General features: G+C 58.3%; 18 protein-coding genes. 11 read left to right on the plus strand and 7 right to left on the minus strand.

Annotation, left to right across the window (positions count from 1 at the left end):
* The first annotated feature begins 26 nt into the window (after window positions 1–26).
* From G0034_RS05455 to G0034_RS05470, 4 genes are all read left to right on the plus strand, one after another.
* Window positions 27–1,262: an MFS transporter gene (locus G0034_RS05455; protein WP_179120590.1), complete on the plus strand. Its 1,236-nt coding sequence runs from the start codon at window positions 27–29 to the stop codon at window positions 1,260–1,262.
* Between the two features lie 15 nt (window positions 1,263–1,277).
* Window positions 1,278–2,303 (plus strand): sugar phosphate isomerase/epimerase family protein, encoded by a 1,026-nt coding sequence (locus tag G0034_RS05460; protein ID WP_063666829.1) that lies wholly within the window; start codon window positions 1,278–1,280, stop codon window positions 2,301–2,303.
* On the plus strand, window positions 2,296–3,438 hold the full coding sequence (locus G0034_RS05465; protein ID WP_179120591.1) for a Gfo/Idh/MocA family protein: 1,143 nt from the start codon (window positions 2,296–2,298) through the stop codon (window positions 3,436–3,438). The genes G0034_RS05460 and G0034_RS05465 overlap by 8 nt, the downstream gene beginning before the upstream one ends.
* Before the next feature lie 75 nt (window positions 3,439–3,513).
* Window positions 3,514–4,485, plus strand: a complete 972-nt coding sequence (locus G0034_RS05470; protein ID WP_045281665.1) for a LacI family DNA-binding transcriptional regulator — start codon at window positions 3,514–3,516, stop codon at window positions 4,483–4,485.
* On the opposite strand, the gene G0034_RS05475 is transcribed toward G0034_RS05470, so the two are convergent.
* The gene (locus G0034_RS05475; protein ID WP_014882869.1) at window positions 4,486–5,730 is read right to left on the minus strand and encodes a mechanosensitive ion channel family protein; all 1,245 of its coding nucleotides are present in this window, start codon (window positions 5,728–5,730) and stop codon (window positions 4,486–4,488) included. It lies immediately after the preceding gene.
* 66 nt (window positions 5,731–5,796) lie between these two features.
* Window positions 5,797–7,233, minus strand: coding sequence for an MFS transporter (locus tag G0034_RS05480; RefSeq protein ID WP_179120592.1), 1,437 nt, complete (start codon window positions 7,231–7,233; stop codon window positions 5,797–5,799).
* Window positions 7,234–7,340: 107 nt separating this feature from the next.
* Here G0034_RS05480 and G0034_RS05485 point away from each other — a divergent pair, with 107 nt between their 5' ends.
* Window positions 7,341–8,210: a helix-turn-helix transcriptional regulator gene (locus tag G0034_RS05485; RefSeq protein ID WP_063434030.1), complete on the plus strand. Its 870-nt coding sequence runs from the start codon at window positions 7,341–7,343 to the stop codon at window positions 8,208–8,210.
* Between the two features lie 153 nt (window positions 8,211–8,363).
* Entirely contained in the window at window positions 8,364–8,966 is a 603-nt protein-coding gene (locus G0034_RS05490) for a hypothetical protein (protein ID WP_023336855.1), read from the plus strand.
* A 27-nt stretch (window positions 8,967–8,993) separates the two neighbouring features.
* On the opposite strand, the gene nfsB is transcribed toward G0034_RS05490, so the two are convergent.
* From nfsB to G0034_RS05505, 3 genes are all read right to left on the minus strand, one after another.
* The gene (gene nfsB, locus G0034_RS05495; protein WP_014882873.1) at window positions 8,994–9,647 is read right to left on the minus strand and encodes an oxygen-insensitive NAD(P)H nitroreductase; all 654 of its coding nucleotides are present in this window, start codon (window positions 9,645–9,647) and stop codon (window positions 8,994–8,996) included.
* 120 nt (window positions 9,648–9,767) lie between these two features.
* Complete coding sequence (locus G0034_RS05500) at window positions 9,768–10,136, minus strand: MmcQ/YjbR family DNA-binding protein (protein ID WP_014882874.1); 369 nt, start codon at window positions 10,134–10,136, stop codon at window positions 9,768–9,770.
* Window positions 10,126–10,716, minus strand: a complete 591-nt coding sequence (locus tag G0034_RS05505) for a TetR/AcrR family transcriptional regulator (RefSeq protein ID WP_014882875.1) — start codon at window positions 10,714–10,716, stop codon at window positions 10,126–10,128. The genes G0034_RS05500 and G0034_RS05505 overlap by 11 nt, the downstream gene beginning before the upstream one ends.
* Before the next feature lie 190 nt (window positions 10,717–10,906).
* Here G0034_RS05505 and G0034_RS05510 point away from each other — a divergent pair, with 190 nt between their 5' ends.
* Both G0034_RS05510 and G0034_RS05515 read left to right on the plus strand, forming a co-directional pair.
* Window positions 10,907–12,010, plus strand: a complete 1,104-nt coding sequence (locus G0034_RS05510) for a RomA family MBL fold metallo-hydrolase (RefSeq protein ID WP_023332301.1) — start codon at window positions 10,907–10,909, stop codon at window positions 12,008–12,010.
* A 32-nt stretch (window positions 12,011–12,042) separates the two neighbouring features.
* Complete coding sequence (locus tag G0034_RS05515) at window positions 12,043–12,384, plus strand: RamA family antibiotic efflux transcriptional regulator (RefSeq protein WP_014882877.1); 342 nt, start codon at window positions 12,043–12,045, stop codon at window positions 12,382–12,384.
* 57 nt (window positions 12,385–12,441) lie between these two features.
* Here the strand turns inward: G0034_RS05515 and G0034_RS05520 are convergent, their stop codons facing one another.
* Window positions 12,442–12,690: a DUF1158 domain-containing protein gene (locus G0034_RS05520; RefSeq protein ID WP_023332302.1), complete on the minus strand. Its 249-nt coding sequence runs from the start codon at window positions 12,688–12,690 to the stop codon at window positions 12,442–12,444.
* 488 nt (window positions 12,691–13,178) lie between these two features.
* Here G0034_RS05520 and G0034_RS05525 point away from each other — a divergent pair, with 488 nt between their 5' ends.
* The 3 genes from G0034_RS05525 (at window position 13,179) to G0034_RS05535 (ending at window position 20,203) form a co-directional block, all read left to right on the plus strand.
* Window positions 13,179–15,887: a cation-transporting P-type ATPase gene (locus G0034_RS05525; RefSeq protein ID WP_032637259.1), complete on the plus strand. Its 2,709-nt coding sequence runs from the start codon at window positions 13,179–13,181 to the stop codon at window positions 15,885–15,887.
* A gap of 110 nt (window positions 15,888–15,997) precedes the next feature.
* The gene (locus G0034_RS05530; RefSeq protein WP_179120593.1) at window positions 15,998–17,059 is read left to right on the plus strand and encodes an efflux RND transporter periplasmic adaptor subunit; all 1,062 of its coding nucleotides are present in this window, start codon (window positions 15,998–16,000) and stop codon (window positions 17,057–17,059) included.
* A gap of 9 nt (window positions 17,060–17,068) precedes the next feature.
* Window positions 17,069–20,203 (plus strand): efflux RND transporter permease subunit, encoded by a 3,135-nt coding sequence (locus G0034_RS05535; protein ID WP_179120594.1) that lies wholly within the window; start codon window positions 17,069–17,071, stop codon window positions 20,201–20,203.
* Here G0034_RS05535 and G0034_RS05540 read toward each other — a convergent pair.
* Complete coding sequence (locus G0034_RS05540) at window positions 20,154–21,275, minus strand: YbdK family carboxylate-amine ligase (RefSeq protein ID WP_014882882.1); 1,122 nt, start codon at window positions 21,273–21,275, stop codon at window positions 20,154–20,156. The two genes, G0034_RS05535 and G0034_RS05540, sit on opposite strands and share 50 nt — an antisense overlap.
* Window positions 21,276–21,298: the final 23 nt, after the last annotated feature.

Genomic DNA, 21,298 nt, shown 5'->3' on the forward strand with positions numbered 1-21,298 from the left:
ATTACTTTTTCCGGGTGAGGCTTATCATGGTGTCAACTGAAAGTAGTGAAAAGGCGATAACACAGCACCGGCTGCTGGTGCCGCGTCTGTCGTTAATGATGTTTCTGCATTTTTTCATCTGGGGTAGCTGGTCAGTCACGCTTGGCCTGGTGATGACCCGGCACAACATGTCTCTGTTAATTGGCGATGCGTTCTCCGCCGGGCCCATCGCCTCCATTCTCTCGCCGTTTGTGCTCGGCATGCTGGTGGATCGTTTCTTTGCCTCGCAGAAGGTGATGGCGGTGATGCACCTGGCGGGCGCGGCAATCCTCTGGTTCGTGCCGGGGGCGCTGATTGCCGAAAACGGCGCGCTGCTGATTGGCCTGCTGTTTGGTTACACGCTCTGCTATATGCCAACGCTGGCGCTGACCAACAACATCGCATTTCACAGCCTGGCGAACGTGGATAAAACTTTCCCGGTGGTGCGCGTGTTCGGCACCATCGGCTGGATCGTGGCGGGAATTTTCATCGGCGTGACCGGCGTGGCGTCCAGCGTCACCATCTTCCAGGTGGCGGCAGCCAGCTCCCTGCTGCTCGCACTCTACAGCCTGACGCTGCCGCACACGCCAGCGCCAGCGAAAGGGCTACCGGTGCAGGTGCGCGATCTCTTTTGTGCCGATGCCTTTGCGCTACTCAAAACCCGCCATTTCTTTGTCTTCTCCGTCTGCGCGATGCTGATCTCCGTCCCGCTTGGCACCTATTACGCCTATACCGCCTCGTATCTGGCGGATGCCGGTATTGCAGACGTCAGCACCGCCATGTCCTTCGGGCAGATGTCAGAGATCTTCTTCATGCTGGTCATTCCGCTACTGTTCCGCCGTCTGGGGGTGAAAGTCATGCTGCTGATCGGCATGCTGGCGTGGTTCGTGCGTTATGCCATGTTCGCGCTGGGCGTCAGCGAGGAAGGACGCATCCTGTTGTACCTCGGGATCCTGCTGCACGGCGTCTGCTACGATTTCTTCTTCGTCGTCGGCTTTATCTACACCGACCGCGTGGCGGGTGAAAAGGTGAAAGGACAGGCGCAAAGCATGATTGTCATGTTCACCTACGGCATCGGCATGCTGCTGGGCTCTCAGATTTCCGGCGCGCTTTATAACCGTCTGGTGGCCGGGCAGACCGTGCCGCAGGCATGGGTGACATTCTGGTGGATCCCGGCGGTGGCTGCCGCGGCGATCGCGCTGATTTTCCTTCTCACGTTCAGGTATGACGATGACAAGGCGTAATGTTCAGGAGGGGCTATGAGGACGATGAAAGGACCGGGCATTTTTCTGTCGCAATTTATTGGCGAGAAAGCGCCGTTCAACACGCTCGACGGACTGGCAGGCTGGGCGGCGGCGAAGGGTTACAAAGCGGTGCAGATCCCCTGCAATCATCCGCACATTTTTGATGTCGAAAAAGCGGCAGAGAGCCAGGCCTACTGCGATGACATTACCGGCAAGCTGGGCGCGCACGGGCTGGTCATCAGCGAGCTGTCGACCCATCTGGAGGGGCAGCTTGTGGCGGTAAACGAGGTCTACAGCGACGCGTTTGACCACTTCGCCCCCGCCGCCGTGCGCGGTAATGATGCAGCTCGCCGGGCATGGGCAACGGAAAAGCTAAAGCAGGCGGCAGTCGCCTCAGCCAGACTCGGCCTGAAAGCGCACGCCACCTTCTCCGGCTCGCTGGCGTGGCCGTTTTTCTATCCATGGCCGCCGCATAACGAGCAGCGTTTTCAGGCGGCATTCGAGGAGCTGGCAAACCGCTGGCGACCGATTCTGGATACCTTTGACGAACAGGGCGTGGACGTCTGTTTTGAGTTGCATCCGGGCGAAGACTTGCACGACGGCGTGAGCTTCGAGCGTTTTCTGGCGCTTCTGGATAATCACCCGCGCTGCAATATCCTTTACGACCCGAGCCACATGCTGTTACAGCAGATGGATTACCTGACCTTCATCGACATTTACCACGCGCGCATCAAAGCCTTCCACGTCAAAGATGCCGAGTTCCGTCCTAATGGGCGCAGCGGCGTGTACGGTGGTTACCAGCCGTGGATCAACCGCGCCGGGCGCTTCCGTTCGCTCGGCGACGGACAGATCGACTTCAAAGGCATTTTCAGCAAGCTGACCCAGTACGATTATGACGGCTGGGCGGTGCTGGAGTGGGAGTGCTGCCTGAAAGACGGTGATACCGGCGCAAGTGAGGGAAGCGAGTTTATCCGCCGCCACATCATCCCCGTATCCGGGCGTGCGTTTGATGACTTCGCGGCAGGGGGCAGCCATGATTAATGTCGGGATTGTCGGCAGCGGGTTTATCGGCCCGGCGCATATCGAGGCGCTGCGGCGTCTCGGGTTTGTGCAGGTGGTGGCGCTCTGCGACGGCACGCTTGCCAGCGCGCAGGAAAAAGCACGCCAGCTTAACGTGCCCCACGCCTGCGCCAGCGTGGCGGAACTGCTCGCACTTCCTGACCTGCACGTGGTGCACAACTGCACGCCCAATCATCTGCACGCGGAGATTAACCGTCAGATCCTGCGCGCGGGAAAACATGTCTTTTCTGAAAAACCGCTCTGCATGACGTCGGACGAGGCGCGTGACCTGGTGGCGCGGGCGGAGCAGGCTGGCGTGGTGCACGGCGTGAGCTTTGTCTATCGCCAGTTTGCGATGGTGCGCCAGGCGGCGAGCATGATGCGCGCGGGCAGCCTCGGGCGGCTATTCGCCTCACACGGCAGTTATTTACAGGACTGGATGCTGCTGGAAACCGACTACAACTGGCGGGTGGATGCCGCGCTTGGCGGGGCTTCGCGCGCGGTGGCGGATATCGGCTCCCACTGGTGCGATACGGTGCAATTTGTGACCGGCAGGCGCATTACCGAGGTCATGGCCGATCTCTCCATCGTCTGGCCGACGCGTAAGGCCAGCATGGGCGGTCATCAGACCTTCTCCCACGATGAGGCGGCGGCGTATACCAACACACCGGTCAGTACCGAAGACTTCGGCTCAGTGCTGTTCCGCTTTGACGATGGCAGCAAAGGTTGCTTTAGCGTCTCGCAGGTGAGCGCCGGGCGTAAAAACCGCCTGACGTTTGAGATTAACGGCAGCGAGCAGTCAGTGGCGTGGGATCAGGAGGTGCCGCAACAGCTGTGGATCGGCCATCGCGCGCTGGCAAATCAGACGCTCACCGATGATCCGGGCCTGATGAACCCTGACGTGGCCAGCAGCGCACACTTCCCCGGCGGGCACATCGAAGGCTGGCCTGACGCCTTTAAAAATATGATGATGCAGTTCTACCGCGCCCTGCTGGCGGGAGCGATGCCGGAGGCACCACAGTTTGCGACCTTCCACGATGGCGCAAACGTGATGTATATCATTGATGCCATAGTGAAAAGTCATCAGCAGCAGCGTTGGGTACGCGTGGCGCAATGACGTGTTGCCCGGTTCGCCGGGCAACAAATTTATGGTAGCCTGCACAAAACGCTAACCGCAGGATGTGTCGTCGCTATGTCAATTCAGAAAATCGCTCAGCTGGCCGGGGTCTCCGTGGCGACGGTCTCCCGCGTGCTCAATAACAGCGACACCGTGAAGGCAAAAAACCGCGAGCGCGTCCTGCAGGCCATCAAAGAGAGCAACTACCAGCCTAATTTACTGGCCCGTCAGTTACGTACTGCCCGGAGCTATATGATCCTGGTGATGGTCTCAAACATTGCCAACCCGTTCTGCGCCGAAGTGGTGAAGGGCATCGAAGAAGAGGCGGAGAAAAACGGCTATCGGATCCTGCTGTGTAACTCCGGGTCGGACATCGAACGTTCCCGTTCGGGCTTAAGCCTGCTGTCGGGCAAAATCGTCGACGGCATTATCACCATGGACGCTTTCTCAAAGCTGCCGGAACTGGCCGCGCTGATTGGCTCCGCACCGTGGGTGCAGTGTGCCGAATATGCCGATGCCGGCGCGGTTTCCTGCGTGGGGATTAACGACGTTGATGCGTCGCAGCATGCCGTCAGCCAGCTTGCCGACGGTGGACGCAAACGCATCGCGATGATCAACCACGACCTGAGCTATAAATATGCCCGTCTGCGCGAGCGCGGCTATAAGAGCGTGATCCACCTGAAAGATCTGGAGTATCAGGCGGTTGAATACGCCAGCGATCTCAGCTTCCGCGCCGGGATGGTGGCGATGCAAAATCTGTTGCAGGATAATCCACCGGATGCGGTGTTTGCCGTCTCCGATACGCTGGCGGCGGGCGCGCTGCGCGCCATTCAGCAGGCCGGGCTGCGGGTGCCGGAGGATATTGCTGTTGTGGGATTTGACGGTACCGAGCTGGCGGACATGATTTCGCTGACCACCATCGAACAGCCGTCGCGGGATATCGGGCGCAAGGCGGTCGACCTGCTCTTAAATAAAATCGACAACCCCGATGCGCCCACGGAAAGAGTGATGATGGACTGGCGCTTTATTTCCCGCGCCAGTACCTGATTATTGGGCTATAACCCCTGCCAGGGAGCGAATATCGTTCCCGGTAGGTGACTGATGAATACGCAAACCAAACTCCTCCACCACCGCAAAAATATGATCGAAGATGTCAGCCTGAATCTCCTCATATTCTGCCCAGATCACCGTATTGGTGAAAGCGTATATTTCAATCGGCAGGCCGTTGGCATCCGGTGCCAGCTGACGCACCATTAACGTCATATCTTTGCGAATGCGCGGGTGGTTACGCAGATATTCATTCAGGTAGGCGCGGAAGGTACCAATATTGGTCATTTTGCGCAGGTCTAATACCGATTCACCTTCGCCATTTTTCTGATTCCACAGGCTAATTTCCTCATGTCGCGCGGCCAGATACGGCTTGAGCAGTTTCGCCTGAATCAGCTTCTGCTGCTCCTGCTCGTCCAGGAAGTGAATGCTGGTGGTATCGATATTCAGGCTGCGCTTAATGCGTCGGCCGCCGGAGGCCGACATGCCGCTCCAGTTGATAAAGGCGTCAGAGACCAGCGCCCACGTTGGGATCGTGGTGATGGTGTTATCGAAGTTGCGCACTTTAACGGTGGTCAGGCCGATGTCCGTCACCGTGCCGTTGGCACCGTATTTCGGCATCTCCAGCCAGTCGCCAAGCTTGAGCATGTCGTTGGCGGAAAGCTGAATCCCGGCGACCAGTCCCAGTATCGGGTCTTTAAAGACCAGCATAAGAACGGCGGCCATGGCACCCAGGCCGCTAATCAAAATGGCCGGTGACTGACCGATCAGCAGAGAGATAATTAAGATCCCCACCAGAATCGCGCTCACCAGCTTGATGCCCTGGAAGATCCCTTTCAGCGGCAGCTGTGAGGCGGTCGCCATTTTCTGCGAAAGATTGAATATGACGTCCAGCAGCGAGAAGAAGGAGAGCAGGGCATACACCATCACCCACAGCTTCGCGCAGGTGGTGAGCATTTCTGCCGCTTCGCTCCCTTTTTGCAGCCAGAGAACGGCCTGAACGTTAACGATTATCCCCTGAAGGGTAAATGCCAGACGGTGAAATAATTTATTCTGGGTAATGATCTGCAACCATAAATGGCTGCTGGCCCGGGCGCGTTTCTCGAATGCGCGCAGCACGACTTTGTGCAGAATAAAATGAACGATGATGGCAGTAAGAAAAATAATACCAAAGATAATCACTAAAGAGGTGGTGTGATTAATTTCAATGCCTAACTCTTCAACCTGAGCAATTAATTCCTGCATAACGTCTCCTGTATTGATGCAGCCCCATAATGGCGGCTGCGGATCTATTATGCAAATACCTCAGGCTTATTTGCTTGCCTGGCAGACCTTCACGACGGGTAAACACAGCCGATGGCGGATGCGCAGCGTTGCCAGCGCCAGGATGACCATCAGGCCGGTTTCCACCGTCAGGAAAAAGTTAATCGCCTGGGCGTAATCCCCGTGATGATGTTGCAGCCCGTGCAGCAAAATCGCCCCGAAAATGGCCGGGCCAAGCCCCAGCGCGGCCTGCTGCAGGGTGCTTAAGATGGCGCTGGCGGCCCCTGCGTCATCAGGCTGAATATCGCGCATCCCGATGCGGTAGAAGCTGTTCACAATCAGCGCCTGACCGTAGCCTACCAGCCCGGTGGCTGGCGCCAGCGTCAGCGCCGTATTTTGCACTCCCCAGTAGCGGAACGTGGCGATCAGCGCCAGCAGGCCGATTATCTGGATTGCCAGGCCGGTGAGCAGAATCGTGCTGGTGCTGTAGCGCGCAATCAGCCGCGGCGCGAACCACGCGGAGATAAAATAGGTCACCCCGAGGGCGATAAAACTGTTCCCGGACTGCCACGGCGCCATTCCCAGACCCGTTTGCATGGTCAGCGCCATACAGAACATAAACCCGGACCAGACGCTGAAAAAGAGCAGCGCAATTACGATGCCAAAGCGAACGCTGCGGAGCTGAAGCAGACGCGGTGGGATCAGCGGATGGGCATTTCCACGCTCTTTTTTGCGCGCATTCTGTGCCATCAGCCAGACCAGCGGAATAATGGCGAGAAGCATAACCTTTAGCGACCACGGCCAGTGCCACTGTGGGCCGAGCGCCATCGGGAACAGCAGACAGCAGAGCATGATGGCCAGCAAGACGGTCCCTGCCCAGTCGATGCGCGACGGCGTTTCACGGCGGGTTTCCGGCACGTAGCGACGGCTTAGCGCCAGCACCACCAGGCAGATGGGGACGTTAATAAAGAAGGCGTTACGCCAGCCCAGTCCGGCGATATCCGCCGATACCAGCCAGCCGCCGCCCATCTGGCCGACGATAAACGCAATCCCCCCAATGCCGCCGAACAGGCTAATCGCCTTCGCGTGGGCGGTGCCTTTTAACGTGACGTGCAGCGTGGCAAGAATTTGCGGCATGATCAGGGCGGCACCCGCCCCCTGAACAATACGCGCGGCCAGCAGTTGTTCAATGTTCCCCGCCATTCCGCACAGCAGCGAGGCCAGGCCAAAGATTGCCACACCCCACATAAACAGGCGACGGCGGCCAAGATTATCTCCCAGCTTGCTGCCGAGCGCGAGGCAGACGGCAAACGCCACGCCATAAAGCGCGACAATCAGCTCCAGCTCGGTGGCGGTAGCGTGCAGTGAATGGGTAATGGCGTCCAGCGCCACGTTAGTGATTGAGGTATCAATCATGGGTAGCATCTGGCCGGTTAACAGCAATATCAGGCCTGCGCGACCCGGTGAAACAACTGACGTATTCATGGTAACTCCATTGCGTCATTCATCAGATGGTCGTAGCATCAACTATCTGATAAACGGGTACCAGTTCTTGCTTATACTGGTACTGGTACTACCATGCAGGGGGATTTATGGCGTTGATGTCTGAACCCGTCGCCTCACTTCAGGATGACACGCGAAAACAGCTGGGCGCATTTTTACGCGCCCGGCGTGAAAGCCTCGATCCGCAGCGTCTCGGTTTGCCACGCAGCGGACGCCGCCGCACGCCGGGTCTGCGCCGCGAAGAGGTGGCGATGCTCGCCGACGTGGGTGTGACCTGGTATACCTGGCTTGAGCAGGGCAGGGACGTCAATCCGTCCAGCGCGGTGATGGCAGCCATAGCGAAAGCCCTGCAGTGTACTCCGACCGAAGCCCGGCATCTTTTCGTGCTCGCCGGTTTGCCGCCGGGCGAAGCACCGCAGGCGGTCTGCTGCGAGGGGATCAGCGAAGGCACGCGTCGCCTGCTGGATACGCTGATGCCAAAACCTGCCAGCATCCAGAAACCCAATTTCGATATCGTGGCGTGGAACGACAGTTTTGGGCACCTGATGGGCGTTGATTTCAATGCAATCCCGCCGGAGGACCGCAACTGTATTTACCTGTTTCTCACCCATCCCGCGTGGCGCGCGCGGCTCGGCAGACGCGACGATGTACTGCCGATTTTTGTCTCCTATTTCCGCGCGGCGATGGCCGAGCACCGGGGCGACCCGCTGTGGGAAGCCAAACTGGCGCGCTTCTTTGCGGTGTCTGAGGAGTTCAAAACGCTGTGGCACCAGCGCAACGACGTGCGCGGCGTGGAGAACCAGCTCAAGCTGTTTACCCATCCCGAGCTGGGGGATTTTACGCTGCAGCAGATGTACTGGTACTCCGCACCGCGAAACGGGTCGCGGCTGCTGGTCTATTTACCGGTGGACGAGGCGGGGGAGAGGGCGATGGCATGGCTGGCTGAACAGGCTAAATAATTTTTTTGCGAGGCGTTTTCAGGGAATCAGCACGGATCCTGCCGTGTCGGTTCACATTGCGTAAGATAAGGTCTGAATGAGACCAACCTGCTGAATCTACATCATTTAGATGAGTAGTGAAGTGGACTATACTTACGCGATGAGAAACCACCGATGTCGCCACTGATGATTGATTCCGCAGAATTTAGCCAAAAACTTGGGCTTATCACTCAAAACGTTGAACATACTGAAGCGTTTCTGTTGCGGGGCACGGTGGATTTTCATCTGCCTGGTTTTTTGTTGCCTGTGGGGTATCGGCTTCTGAAGTCGCGCTATAGCGATGAATACCGTCTCGTGACTACCGACGACGGTAAGCCTTATACGGCATATGCCGTGAAGCTGACGTTTCATAAAGAAATTACCTTTCCTCACGGTGCCGCCACGCAAGTGATGGTCTGGCGTACGCCCCGCGCGGTCCATCAATCCGTTATCAGCGGGTTGCCACAACTTTTCTTTCAGTGGGTGCTCAGCGAATACGATATCGTGGTCTCAGACAGCGAGCAAACGGGAGACGGGCAGCGGTTTTGGTTGCGGATGATAGACTGGGCGTTCAGCATGAATTACCAGATAAGCGTGGCGGACGGTACGGTAGGCGCAGAGTGGGAATTAACACCAGTGAGTTCATACGCTGAACTGGAAGAACGCTGGATTGCTTTTGCCTGGGGAAACGATCGTGATGTCCATCCGCATCGCAGACTGGTCATCAGTAAAACGTAACGGGCCGCGCGCGGCGGCCCGTCGGGATTAGCACTCGGTCACAATCGTGCTCAGCGGCAGGCGAGACTTCGGCAGCGTGGCGTTGAAATCTTCCACGCTGTGATGGCCAACCGGCACCACCACTACGCTGGTGAAGCCTTTCTCTTTCAGGCCAAACTCTTCGTCGAGGATCGCGGCATCGAAACCTTCGATTGGCACTGCATCCAGACCCATGGCACCCACGCCCAGCAGGAAATTACCGACGTTCAGGTAAACCTGTTTCGCCATCCACTGGTCATCATCTTTCAGATCCACACGGTGCATATCGGCGAAGTAAGTCCGGCCCTTATGGTTCGCGGCTTTGGCTTCTGGCGTGTTAAAACGACCATCGGCTTCTTCCTGATCCACGACGCGCTCAAGCCAGGCATCATCCATCGCGGTTTTCGCGCAGAATACCACCACGTGAGAGGCGTCCAGCATTTTGCGTTCGTTGAACACATAGGTCCCTGCGGCGGATTTCGCAACGCGCGCTTTACCTTCCTCGGTGCTGGCCACAATAAAGTGCCACGGCTGGGAGTTGGTGCTGGACGGGCTGTACTGCAGCAGGGTTTTGATTTTTTCTGCTTCTTCAGCGGTCAGTTTTTTAGTCGGGTCGAACGCCTTGGTGGAGTGGCGTTTCAGGGCGACAGAAATGATATCCATAACTACTCCTGGTAATGAAATTCGCCCGAACGCGGGCGCGAAAGGAGAGCAGATTACCGCGCAAAGCGGCAAAAGATAAGTGCATTTCGAGCGCTTAATCTGTTCGTCTCAGACGAACAATCAGGCAGGGCGTATCCACTTCTGGTCTTTCTTCGGCAGTTTATCAACGACCAGATTCCAGGAATCTGCAATCAGGTCGGCAACCAGTTCCGGGGTGATGTCCTCGGTGCCGTAAAGGGAAATCCAGTGTTTTTTATTCAGATGGTAACCAGGCTCAACGCCCCGGTAGATCTGCTGATTTAACAGCGACGTTTCCGGATCGGATTTCAGGCTAACGTGCGGCCGTCCGTGTGCGGTTGCCATCAGCATGAAAATTTTCCCGCCGACCTTGAAGACGTCGTACTCCGGGCCGAACGGCCAGCAGTGTTCGGTAAAAGGCATCTCCAGCGCGACGCGCTTCGCGTGTTCCTGCAAGGATTTACTGTCCATCGCTCTCCTCCTGAGCCAGTCCGCGCCACATCACCTCAAAACCCAGGGCTTTAAAATCGACGGCGCGGGACGGATCGCGGGTGGCAAATTCCATCGTGCTTTCGGCCAGCGATAAAAACAGCGCATCGCCAAACGTTTTGAATTCATCCGACATAAACACCGGGCGCACCGAACGACGGCACAGTTCATGCAGTTCCGGGAACATCTCTTTCACCGCCATCTCCGTTTCGGCGCTCAGCTTTTCACTGACCCCAATCTGGCGGATAGCCGCATGCGCCACGGGGTTACGAATCCCCCAGTCCACATAGCTGTTCCAGATATTGCGGGTATGTTCTTTCGGCAGCGTGATGGTGCGATCGAGGTTCGCCAGCATGGTCTGGCAGAGATCCTGCTTCAGGTGCAGATAGAGGGCATTCAGCAGATCGTCTTTGGTAGCAAAGTAGCGGAACAGGGTGCCTTCGGCGACACCCGCCTTACGGGCAATGAGCGCCGTTGAGGCGGCAATACCTGACTGTGCAAATGCCGCCGTTGCGGCGTCCAGTAAGGCCTGTTTTTTATCTTCACTCTTCGGACGTGCCACTAAATTTTTCCCCCTTTCAATGATAAAAACCCCGATTGAAACACGTGCTTTGACACGCTGCAACGCGGAATGTCAAAGATCGAAAACGTCTTGACGACTTTCTCATCATATCTATAATGAGTGCTTACTCACTCATAATCAAGTTTACCCCACGCAAACCATCGGATGGCTCGCGTTTTCGGGTCAGGATATGAAAAAAACTCTCTTCATCTGCGTGGTGTTCGTCATGATTATTGCTTCAGCTGCGAGTTTACCGTTTGTTCTGAATGCCGGTTTTGGCCAGCCACCGCAGGGTGCGCAGCTCACGGAAGTGGAAGCGTCTCCGCACTACTACGAGGGGAAATTCCACAATACGCTCCCGACGCCTGGCTTTACCGGCCAACAAAATATGCTGGTGGCGTGGTGGCAATTTCTGACCCGTAAAACCGAAAATGCCCGCCCGGCTCAGCCGCTGCCGCTGGTGAAAACCGATCTGGCGAGCCTGCCGCTGGAGCAGGACACGCTGGTGTGGCTCGGCCACTCCTCCTGGTATCTGCAGCTGGCGGGAAAACGTATCCTGATCGACCCGGTCCTTGGTAACTATGCCGCGCCGTTTTCGTTTCTCAATAAAGCCTTTGCGGGGGAGTATCCGTGGCGCGCGGCGAGCATGCCGGAGATCGACCTGCTGATTATCTCTCACGATCACTACGACCACCTGGATTACGCCACCATCAGGGCGTTATTGCCGAAGGTGAAACGCGTGGTGACGCCGCTCGGGGTAGGGTCACACCTGCGCTACTGGGGGATGAAGCCAGAGATTATCGACGAACGCGACTGGAACCAGTCGGTGCACATCAGCGATGCGCTGACGGTTCACCTGTTGCCCGCGCGTCACTTCTCCGGGCGAGGCATCAAACGTGACCAGACGCTGTGGGGCAGCTTTATGTTTGTCACCCCAGAGCAGAAGATCTACTACAGCGGAGATTCTGGCTACGGCCCGCACTTTAAGGCAATCGGCGAGCAGTTTGGTGATGTGGATTTAGCCATCATGGAAAATGGCCAGTATGACCAGGACTGGAAGTACATCCACATGCTGCCAGAGGAGACGGCTCAGGCGTCGGTCGACCTGAATGCAAAGGCGGTGGTGCCAGGGCATAACGGTCGTTTTGTGCTGGCAAAACACACCTGGAACGACCCACTGATCCAGCTGGCAAAAGCCAGCAAGGATAAAAACTATCGACTGCTCACGCCGGAACTGGGCGAGCCCGTTCGGGTGAGTGATACCACACAAACTTTTCGTCAGTGGTGGGAATAATGTTTAAGCAAGAAGCAGAAGGGGAGAGCAGTATGACCATTTCCGCTCAAGTCATTGATACGATCGTCGAATGGATCGACGACAACCTGCACCAGCCGTTACGCATTGAAGACATTGCCCGCCATGCGGGTTACTCCAAATGGCATTTGCAGCGGCTGTTTATGCAGTATAAAGGTGAAAGCCTGGGGCGCTATATTCGCGAACGCAAGCTGCTGCTGGCGGCGCGGGATCTGCGTGAATCGGACGAGCGCGTTTATGAGATCTGCCTGCGCTACGGGTTTGAATCGCAGCAGACGTTCACGCGCATCTTTACCCGCACCTTCCATCAGCCGCCAGGGGCGTACCGCAAGGAAAACCACAGTCGGACGCACTGAAACTGACAACACACAGGCCGGGTAAGGCGAAGCTGCTACCCGGCTTTTTTTATGCATTCATGACGCCAGTGAAAACCAGCGGCGCCAGACGAAACGCAGCACGAAGAATTCGATAGCGCCAAGCAGTAAAAACCACACGCAAAACAAAATGGTGTAAAGCTGGTTCAGATCGACCATGTGAAAGGTCGTCATCAGCTTTTGCGCCAGCACCAGGCCCAGCGACGGCGCGGGTAACAGCAGGCAAGAGATCAGCGCCAGTAATAAAATGCCCCCGGCAGTCAGCAGCGATTCTAACGGGTGTTTCATCGTAATGTTAATCGTCAGTTAAAAATGTCATTGTCCGGCATCCTTTAACGTAAAGCAATATCAACCTGCCTGGGCTTTTTTAATGAAATAATCACCTTCTCCGGCAAATAAAGCGCGTAAGGAGAATGATTTAATCGTGGTGATTAAATTAATATTGTGCCGTGTAAATAAATGTCTGCGTCATGAAAATAATTTTACAAAACTATATGTGCTATATCCAATTAACGTCGCAATAACAATGGCTGCGACAATGTATAACGCCAGGCGTCGTCCGCGATAAATACCAAACATGCTTCCCCCTCGTTTAGCGTTGGTTTAGAAATATTTTGTAAAAATCAGCTTGTCGAAATAATCGTAATTAATTTTGAATAACCCAGCGGTAAATATATTGCGGTAGATCAATTTTAGCCGCAAGACTTAAAAATGAATAAATTAAAGCCCGAAAGGAATTCAGGCTTCTGTTCACCGGATATTGAAGGAAAAATACGATGACCGAAAAAAAATTATCCCCAAACATGCCGCCTTCCGGCGGGCTGGCATACCAGCAGACCGTAGAGCAGGTGCTGGCTCATACGCAGAGCCAGGTGAGCGGTCTGGACCGCGCAGAGGCGCAGGCGCGTCTGCAAAAACATGGCCCGAATGCATTGCCGGAGAAAAAAGGCAAGCCGGGCTGGCTGCGCTTTCTCGCGCATTTTAACGATGTACTGATTTACGTCCTGCTTGCCGCCGCGGTATTAACCGCGGTCATGGGGCATTGGGTTGATACGCTGGTTATTTTAGGCGTGGCGGTTATCAATGCCTTAATTGGTCATATTCAGGAAAGCAACGCGGAAAAATCCCTGAAGAGTATTCGTAACATGCTCTCCAGCGAAGCGCGCGTCATTCGTAATGGCAATCATGAAACGCTCCCCACAACTGAAATAGTCCCGGGCGATATTATTGTATTACGCGCTGGGGATCGTATTCCGGCGGATATGCGTTTAATTGAGGCGCATAATTTACGCGTGGAAGAGGCGATTCTGACCGGTGAATCCACCGTGGTGGATAAACATACTCAGCCGCTGAATGGTGAGCTGCCGCTGGGCGATCGCACCAACCTGGTCTTCTCCGGCACTACCGTGAGCGCGGGCGGTGGCGTGGGCGTGGTTATTGCCACCGGGCAGGAGACCGAGCTTGGCCATATCAATCAGATGATGGCGGGCATTGAAAAACACCGCACGCCGCTGCTGGTGCAGATGGACAAGCTGGGTAAGGCGATCTTCGCCATTATTCTGGCGATGATGGCCGCGCTGTTTGTCTTCAGCCTGGCATTCCGCGAGATCCCAATGGGCGAGCTGCTGCTCTCCCTCATCAGCCTGGCGGTCGCCTCCGTACCGGAAGGTCTGCCTGCAATTATCTCCATTATCCTCTCCCTGGGCGTGCAGGCGATGGCGCGCAAGCGGGCGATCATCCGCAAGCTGCCGACGGTTGAAACCCTGGGCGCGATGACCGTGGTCTGCTCGGATAAAACCGGCACCCTGACCATGAACGAGATGACGGTCAAAGCCATCATCACCGCCGACACCTGCTACCGCGTGGACGGCAACAGCTATGAGCCGGTGGGCAACATTTACCTGGAAGGCAGTGATGAGCCAGTGCAGATCCAGCCGGGCACCGTGCTGGAGCAGTACCTGCGCACTATTGACCTCTGTAACGACAGCCAGCTGATTCAGGACGAGCGCGGCCTGTTTGGCATCACCGGGGGGCCAACCGAGGGCGCGCTGAAGGTGCTGGCGGCGAAAGCCAACCTCGCGCCGGTAACAACGACGCTGGTTAACAAGATCCCGTTTGACTCGCAGTACAAGTACATGAGCACCCACTATCAGATTGGCTGCGAGGAGCAGATCCTGATCACCGGCGCGCCGGACGTCATTTTCGCCCTGTGCGCACAGCAGCAAACCCGCCACGGTGCAGACGCCTTCAACCGCGCGTACTGGGAAAACGAGATGGAGCGCTATGCGCGTCAGGGACTGCGCATGGTTGCGGCGGCGTTTAAGCCAGCCAATGGCGAAACGGCGCTCACGCACGACGATCTGAGCCACGGGCTGATCTTCCTCGGCATTGCCGGAATGATGGATCCGCCGCGCCCGGAAGCGATTGATGCCATTAACGCCTGTCAGCAGGCGGGGATCCGCGTGAAGATGATCACCGGGGATCACCCGCAGACGGCGATGAGCATCGGCCAGATGCTGGGGATCACCAACAGCGAGCAGGCGGTGACCGGCTATCAGCTTGAGAAGATGAACGATGCCGAGCTGGCGGATGCGGCGGTGACCTATGACATCTTTGCCCGTACCAGCCCGGAGCATAAGCTGCGCCTGGTGAAAGCGCTGCAGGAGAAAGGTGAAATCGTCGGTATGACCGGCGACGGCGTGAACGATGCCCCGGCGCTGCGTCAGGCGGATGTCGGCATCGCAATGGGCATCAAAGGCACGGAAGTGACCAAAGAGGCGGCGGACATGGTCCTGACGGACGATAACTTCGCCACCATCGCCAGCGCGGTGAAAGAGGGGCGTCGCGTTTACGACAACCTGAAGAAGACCATCCTGTTCATCATGCCGACCAACCTGGCGCAGGGGCTATTGATTGTGATTGCGCTGCTGGCGGGGAACATCATTCCGTTGACGCCGGTGCTGATTCTGTGGATGAACATGGCGACCTCCGCCACGCTCTCCTTCGGTCTGGCCTTTGAAGCCGCCGAGCGCAATATCATGCGCCGTCCACCACGTCAGACCGGGCAGCACGTGATGGACGCCTACGCGGTGTGGCGCGTGGCCTTTGTCGGCACCATGATTGCCATTGCCGCCTTTGCGCTGGAGGCCTGGCTGGCCCCGCGCGGCCACAGCGCGGAGTTCATCCGCACCGTGCTGCTGCAGATGCTGGTCTGCGCCCAGTGGGTGTACATGATTAACTGCCGCAACACTGAAGGGTTCTCCCTGAACCGTGGTCTGTTGGCGAATAAAGGCATCTGGCTGGTCACGGGCGTGTTGTTCCTGCTCCAGGCCGCCATCATCTACCTGCCGTTTATGCAGATGCTGTTTGGCACCGAAGCGCTGCCGCTCCGCTACTGGTTTGTGACGCTGGCGGTTGCAATGGGAATGTTCTTCGTCGTCGAAATCGAGAAGCGACTGACCCGCAGGTTCCGTAAGGCTGCATAACAAAACCTTACCCCTCACCCTAACCCTCTCCCACAGGGAGAGGGAACTCTGACCTCCCTCGCCCTGTGGGAGAGGGCGGGGTGAGGGGGAAATCACGCTGAGGTACTTCCATGAAATTCCCACTCCTGTTCGCACTCCTTGCCTGCACCCTGCAACCCGTCTTCGCCGCCATTCCCGTGCGCGTCGCCAACGTGGAGCAGACCGCCCATGCCGCCGAGCGTCAGATCCCGGGGCGCATTGAAGCCATCCACACCGTTGAGCTGCGCGCCCGCACGGAAGGTGTTATCACTAAAATCCACTTTCGCGACGGGCAGTATGTGAAAAAAGGGGATGTGCTGTTTGAGCTGGACGATGCCGAGCCGCGTGCCGCCGTGCGTCTGGCGCAGGCCGAAGTCAACAGCGCTGAAGCCACGCTGCGCCAGGCGCAGCAGCAGCTTTCCCGCTTTGAAAGCCTGGGCAGCAGCAAGGCCATCAGCCGTCATGACGTGGACAACGCGCGTATGCAGCGCGACGTCGCCCGCGCCGCGCTGGAGCAGGCCAAAGCCCGGCTCGACGCACGCAACGTCACCCTGAACTACACCCGCATCACCTCGCCGATTGACGGTCGCGTGGGGCACAGCAACTTCCACGCAGGTAGCCTGGTCAACCCCGCAAGCGGTGTGCTGGTGGAGGTAGTACAGCTTGATCCGATCCGCATCGCTTTTGCGCTGGAAGAGGGCGCCTTTGCCACCAAAGCCGGACAGCATGCAGATATCAGCGCCATGAAACAGGCGTGGCAGGTATTCATTGACAGCAACGGACAGCGTATCCGGGGTGAACTGACCTCGGTGGATAACCGCATCGACCCGCGCACCGCCAGCGTGATGCTGCGCGCCGGGTTTGCCAACCCGCGCCATCAGCTGTTGCCCGGCGGCAACGTAAATGTGACGCTGCGCCCGGCCAGCGAGCAGCCGGTACTGACGCTCCCTGCCGCTGCGGTCCAGCAGAATGGCGATGGATTCTTTGCCTGGGTGGTGAGTGCCGACGGAAACGCCGAAAAACGCCCGCTAAAAATTGCCGGGCAGGTTGGGCAGCTGTTCCAGATTGCTTCCGGTGTTAAGCCTGGTGAGCGAGCGATCACTGACGGTGCACAGCGTGTACAGCCCGGTGCTGCCGTCCAGATACTGAATTAAGGAGCCATCATGCTGACGTTTTTCATCAAACGCCCGCGCTTTGCGATGGTGATAGCACTGGTCATTACCCTGCTGGGGGCCATCGCGCTGAAGATTATCCCGGTGGAGCAGTATCCGCAGATCACGCCGCCGGTGGTGAATGTCTCTGCCAGCTGGCCGGGGGCCAGTTCGGCTGACGTGGCGGAGGCCATCGCCACGCCGCTGGAGACGCAGCTTAACGGCGTGGATCACATGCTGTACATGGAGTCCACGAGTTCGGATGAAGGCACCTACAGCCTTAACATCACCTTTGCCGCGGGGACCGATCCGGATTTAGCCGCCATCGACGTGCAAAACCGCGTGGCGCAGGCCGTGGCGCAACTGCCAGCGGAGGCGCAGCAAAACGGCGTGCAGGTGCGCAAACGCGCCACCAATCTGATGATGGGGGTAAGTCTTTACTCACCTGACAATACCCACACGCCGCTGTTCGTCAGTAACTACGCCAGCACCCAGGTGCGCGAGGCGCTGTCGCGCCTGCCGGGCGTCGGTCAGGTGCAGATGTTTGGCGCGCGCGACTACAGCATGCGCATCTGGCTGCGTCCGGACCGCATGAACGCCCTGAACGTTACCACGGACGACGTGGCGCAGGCGCTGCGCGAGCAGAACGTGCAGGGAGCGGCGGGCCAGGTCGGCACGCCGCCGGTGTTTAACGGCCAGCAGCAGACCCTGACCATTAACGGGCTGGGGCGCCTGAACCAGGCTGATGATTTTGCTGACATCATTATCCGCGCCGGCGAGATGGGCCAGCTGGTGCGCCTGAAGGACGTCGCCACCATCGAGCTTGGCTCGCGTAGCTACAGCTCCGGCGCGCAGCTGAACGGACACGACTCCGCCTACCTCGGCATCTACCCGACACCGTCCGCCAACGCCCTGCGCGTGGCCGACGCGGTGCGCGCCGAGCTGGAGCGCCTCGCGTCGCGCTTCCCGGACGACCTGGTCTACGAGGTGAAATTCGATACCACCACCTTCGTTGCGGCCACCATCAAGGAGATCGGCGTCTCGCTGGCGCTGACGATGCTGGCGGTCGTTGTTGTTGTATCCCTGTTCCTGCAAAGCTGGCGTGCGACGCTGATTGTTGCGCTCGCCATTCCGGTGTCGCTGGTGGGCACGTTTGCGGTGCTGTACACGCTGGGCTACTCCGCCAACACGCTCAGCCTGTTCGCCATCATTCTGGCGCTGACGATGGTGGTGGATGATGCCATCGTGGTGGTGGAGAGCGTCGAAACGCTGATGGCCGAAGGGCAGAGCCGCACGGCGGCGACCGCGCTGGCGCTGCGCCAGATTGCCGGACCGGTGATAGCCACGACGCTGGTGCTGCTGGCGGTATTTGTGCCGGTGGCGCTGCTGCCGGGGATTGTCGGTGAGCTTTACCGCCAGTTCGCGGTCACGCTTTCCACGGCGGTCACGCTCTCAAGCCTGGTGGCGCTGACCCTGACGCCCGCGCTCTGTGCAATGCTGCTGCGCCCGCGTCCGGCACAGCCCGCTGCGATTTTTCGCGGATTCAACCGCGGGCTGGATGCCACGCGCAATCGCTATACCCGGATCGTAAGCGTATTCACCCTGCGCCCGTGGCTGGCGCTGCTGGCCACCGCAGGCGCGGCGGCCGTGGTGGCGTTCAGCTTTACCTCGATGCCAAAAGGCTTCCTGCCACAGGAGGACCAGGGCTACTTCTTTGCCAGCGTTCAGCTGCCGGAAGCCGCCTCGCTGGAGCGCACCGAAGCGGTAATGACCACCGCACGCGAATTAATCGCTAAAAATCCGGCGGTGGAGGATGTGATTCAGGTCTCCGGCTTTAACATTCTTAACGGCACCAGCGCCTCCAACGGCGGGTTTATCTCCATCATGCTCAAAGACTGGAGCGAGCGCCCGCCGCTGGACGAGGTGATGGCTACCCTGCAGCGTCAGCTTCTGGCCCTGCCGGAAGCGACCATCATGACCTTCGCGCCGCCGACCCTGCCGGGGCTGGGCAACGCCTCCGGCTTCGATCTGCGCATACAGGCGCAGGCGGGGCAAAGCCCGGCGGAGCTGGAGCGCGTGACGCGCGGGGTGCTGATGAAAGCCAATCAGCACCCGCAGCTAAGCCGTGTGTTCACCACCTGGAGCAGCAACGTCCCGCAGCTGACGCTGACCGTCGATCGCGAGCGTGCGGCCCGTCTTGACGTGCCGGTATCGCGCATCTTCAGTAGCCTGCAAACCGCCTTTGGCGGCACGCGCGCCGGGGATTTCAGCGTCAACAACCGCGTTTACCACGTTGTTATGCAGAACGAAATGCAGTGGCGCGAGCGCGCTGAGCAAATCAGCGAGCTGTTTGTGCGCAGCAACAGCGGCGAGCGGGTGCGCCTGAGCAACCTCGTCACCATCACGCCGGGCGTTGGCGCGCCGTTCCTGCAGCAGTACAACCAGTTTCCGTCCGTGTCGGTGAGCGGCTCGGCGGCGGAAGGGGTGAGCAGCAGCACCGCGATGGCGGTGATGAGCGAAATTCTGGCAGAGATCCTGCCTGCCGGATACGACTACGCCTGGAGCGGCATGTCGTATCAGGAGCAGCAGACCGGCAATCAGGCGATATGGATTGTGCTGGCGGCGGTGGTGATGGCGTGGCTGTTTCTCGTCGCCCAGTATGAGAGCTGGATGCTCCCGGCGAGCGTGATGCTCTCGGTGCTCTTCGCCCTCGGCGGGGCGCTGGTCTGGCTGTGGATGGCGGGCTACGCCAACGATGTCTACGTGCAAATTGGTCTGGTATTGCTGATCGCGCTGGCGGCCAAAAACGCGATTCTTATCGTGGAGTTCGCTCGCGCCCGGCGCATGGACGGAATGACGATTGTCGATGCGGCGAGGGAAGGGGCATCGCGCCGCTTCCGCGCGGTGATGATGACCGCCGTGTCGTTTATTATCGGCGTCATGCCAATGATGCTGGCGACCGGGGCGGGTGCCCAGAGCCGTCGCATCATTGGCACCACGGTGTTCAGCGGTATGCTGGTGGCGACCGTCGTGGGGATCGTGTTCATCCCCGCGCTGTTCGTACTGTTCCAGCGTCTGCGTGAGTGGGGCCACGGCCTTACGGACTCGTCGCCCACAGCTCGCAGTGCTTCTGAACCAGAGAAATAAGCGAGCCGCCGTCGGCAATAAAGTCCCGCATGCGCTGCGCCTCGCTCTTGCCCTGCTTTAACAGCAGGGCAATTTCAGTGATTGCGCTTGTCGCGCCGAGCTTCTCGGCCGATGGCGCAACCTGTTCCAGCAGCCAGGCGATATCTTCCGCCACGGTTTTCTGTTCGCCGGTATGCACGTCCGTCAGAATCCCCTCCAGCCCGTAGCGACAGGCCTGAAAACGGTTAAATCGGTACAGCAGAAAATCCTTCTCCTGATGCTTATAGGGCCGCGTGGTCAGCAGCCAGTGGGAGGTTGCCTGGATCAGCCCGGCAATGTTTATCGCGTGGCCGAGCGTCAGCGGCGTATCCATCACCCGCACTTCCACGGTACCAAAGTGCGGGCTGGGGCGAATGTCCCAGTGCAGGTCTTTAATGCTGTCGATCATGCTGGTGGCGCTCAGGCGGCGGAACAGCCCTTCGAACGCCTGCCAGTTGTTGACCCACGGCATCTGGCCGTTATCCGGAAATCCCGAAAAAATATTCAGACGCGATGAGGCGAACTTCGTGTCCGTGCCCTGCATGTAGGGTGATGCGGCGGCGAGGGCGATAAAGTGCGGCACAAAGCGCGACAGACCGTGCAGCAGGTAGATGGCATCGTCCCCGGTTCGACAGCCGACGTGTACGTGCTGGCCAAACACCGTGGCCTGCAAAATCAGGTAGCCAAAGCGCTCCAGCGTGACGTTATAGCGCTCGTCATCGCACACCTCCTGGCGCTGCCATTTCTGGAACGGATGCGTCCCGCCGCCGCAGATCTGGATATGCTGCTCCGCCGCCGCGCGCAGAATACTCTGCTGCATCACCGAGAACTGCGCCGCTGCCTGGTCGATGGTCTGGCATACGCCGGTGGCGATTTCGAGCATGCTTTCGGTGATGTCGTGCTTCACTTCTCCGCCTTTGATGTCGTCTTTGACGGCGGCGATCAGCGCGGAAGAGTCCTGGCTCAGATCGTACCCGGGCGGATTAACCACCTGCAGTTCGAGTTCGATGCCGAGGGTGAACGGTTCAGAGGACGTGAAATCGGGTAAAGGCATGGCGCACTCCGTTGTCAGTTGTG

The sequence above is a fragment of the Enterobacter sp. T2 genome, from assembly GCF_010692925.1.
In the GTDB taxonomy this organism is placed as follows: domain Bacteria; phylum Pseudomonadota; class Gammaproteobacteria; order Enterobacterales; family Enterobacteriaceae; genus Enterobacter; species Enterobacter kobei.

Excerpts from the sequence above, each read along its gene's own strand:
- G0034_RS05455 (WP_179120590.1), top strand. The coding sequence starts at position 27 with ATGGTGTCAACTGAAAGTAGTGAAAAGGCGATAACACAGCACCGGCTG.
- G0034_RS05460 (WP_063666829.1), top strand. The coding sequence starts at position 1,278 with ATGAGGACGATGAAAGGACCGGGCATTTTTCTGTCGCAATTTATTGGC.
- G0034_RS05465 (WP_179120591.1), top strand. The coding sequence starts at position 2,296 with ATGATTAATGTCGGGATTGTCGGCAGCGGGTTTATCGGCCCGGCGCAT.
- G0034_RS05470 (WP_045281665.1), top strand. The coding sequence starts at position 3,514 with ATGTCAATTCAGAAAATCGCTCAGCTGGCCGGGGTCTCCGTGGCGACG.
- G0034_RS05475 (WP_014882869.1), bottom strand. The coding sequence starts at position 5,730 with ATGCAGGAATTAATTGCTCAGGTTGAAGAGTTAGGCATTGAAATTAAT.
- G0034_RS05480 (WP_179120592.1), bottom strand. The coding sequence starts at position 7,233 with ATGAATACGTCAGTTGTTTCACCGGGTCGCGCAGGCCTGATATTGCTG.
- G0034_RS05485 (WP_063434030.1), top strand. The coding sequence starts at position 7,341 with ATGGCGTTGATGTCTGAACCCGTCGCCTCACTTCAGGATGACACGCGA.
- G0034_RS05490 (WP_023336855.1), top strand. The coding sequence starts at position 8,364 with ATGTCGCCACTGATGATTGATTCCGCAGAATTTAGCCAAAAACTTGGG.
- nfsB (WP_014882873.1), bottom strand. The coding sequence starts at position 9,647 with ATGGATATCATTTCTGTCGCCCTGAAACGCCACTCCACCAAGGCGTTC.
- G0034_RS05500 (WP_014882874.1), bottom strand. The coding sequence starts at position 10,136 with ATGGACAGTAAATCCTTGCAGGAACACGCGAAGCGCGTCGCGCTGGAG.
- G0034_RS05510 (WP_023332301.1), top strand. The coding sequence starts at position 10,907 with ATGAAAAAAACTCTCTTCATCTGCGTGGTGTTCGTCATGATTATTGCT.
- G0034_RS05515 (WP_014882877.1), top strand. The coding sequence starts at position 12,043 with ATGACCATTTCCGCTCAAGTCATTGATACGATCGTCGAATGGATCGAC.
- G0034_RS05520 (WP_023332302.1), bottom strand. The coding sequence starts at position 12,690 with ATGAAACACCCGTTAGAATCGCTGCTGACTGCCGGGGGCATTTTATTA.
- G0034_RS05525 (WP_032637259.1), top strand. The coding sequence starts at position 13,179 with ATGACCGAAAAAAAATTATCCCCAAACATGCCGCCTTCCGGCGGGCTG.
- G0034_RS05530 (WP_179120593.1), top strand. The coding sequence starts at position 15,998 with ATGAAATTCCCACTCCTGTTCGCACTCCTTGCCTGCACCCTGCAACCC.
- G0034_RS05535 (WP_179120594.1), top strand. The coding sequence starts at position 17,069 with ATGCTGACGTTTTTCATCAAACGCCCGCGCTTTGCGATGGTGATAGCA.
- G0034_RS05540 (WP_014882882.1), bottom strand. The coding sequence starts at position 21,275 with ATGCCTTTACCCGATTTCACGTCCTCTGAACCGTTCACCCTCGGCATC.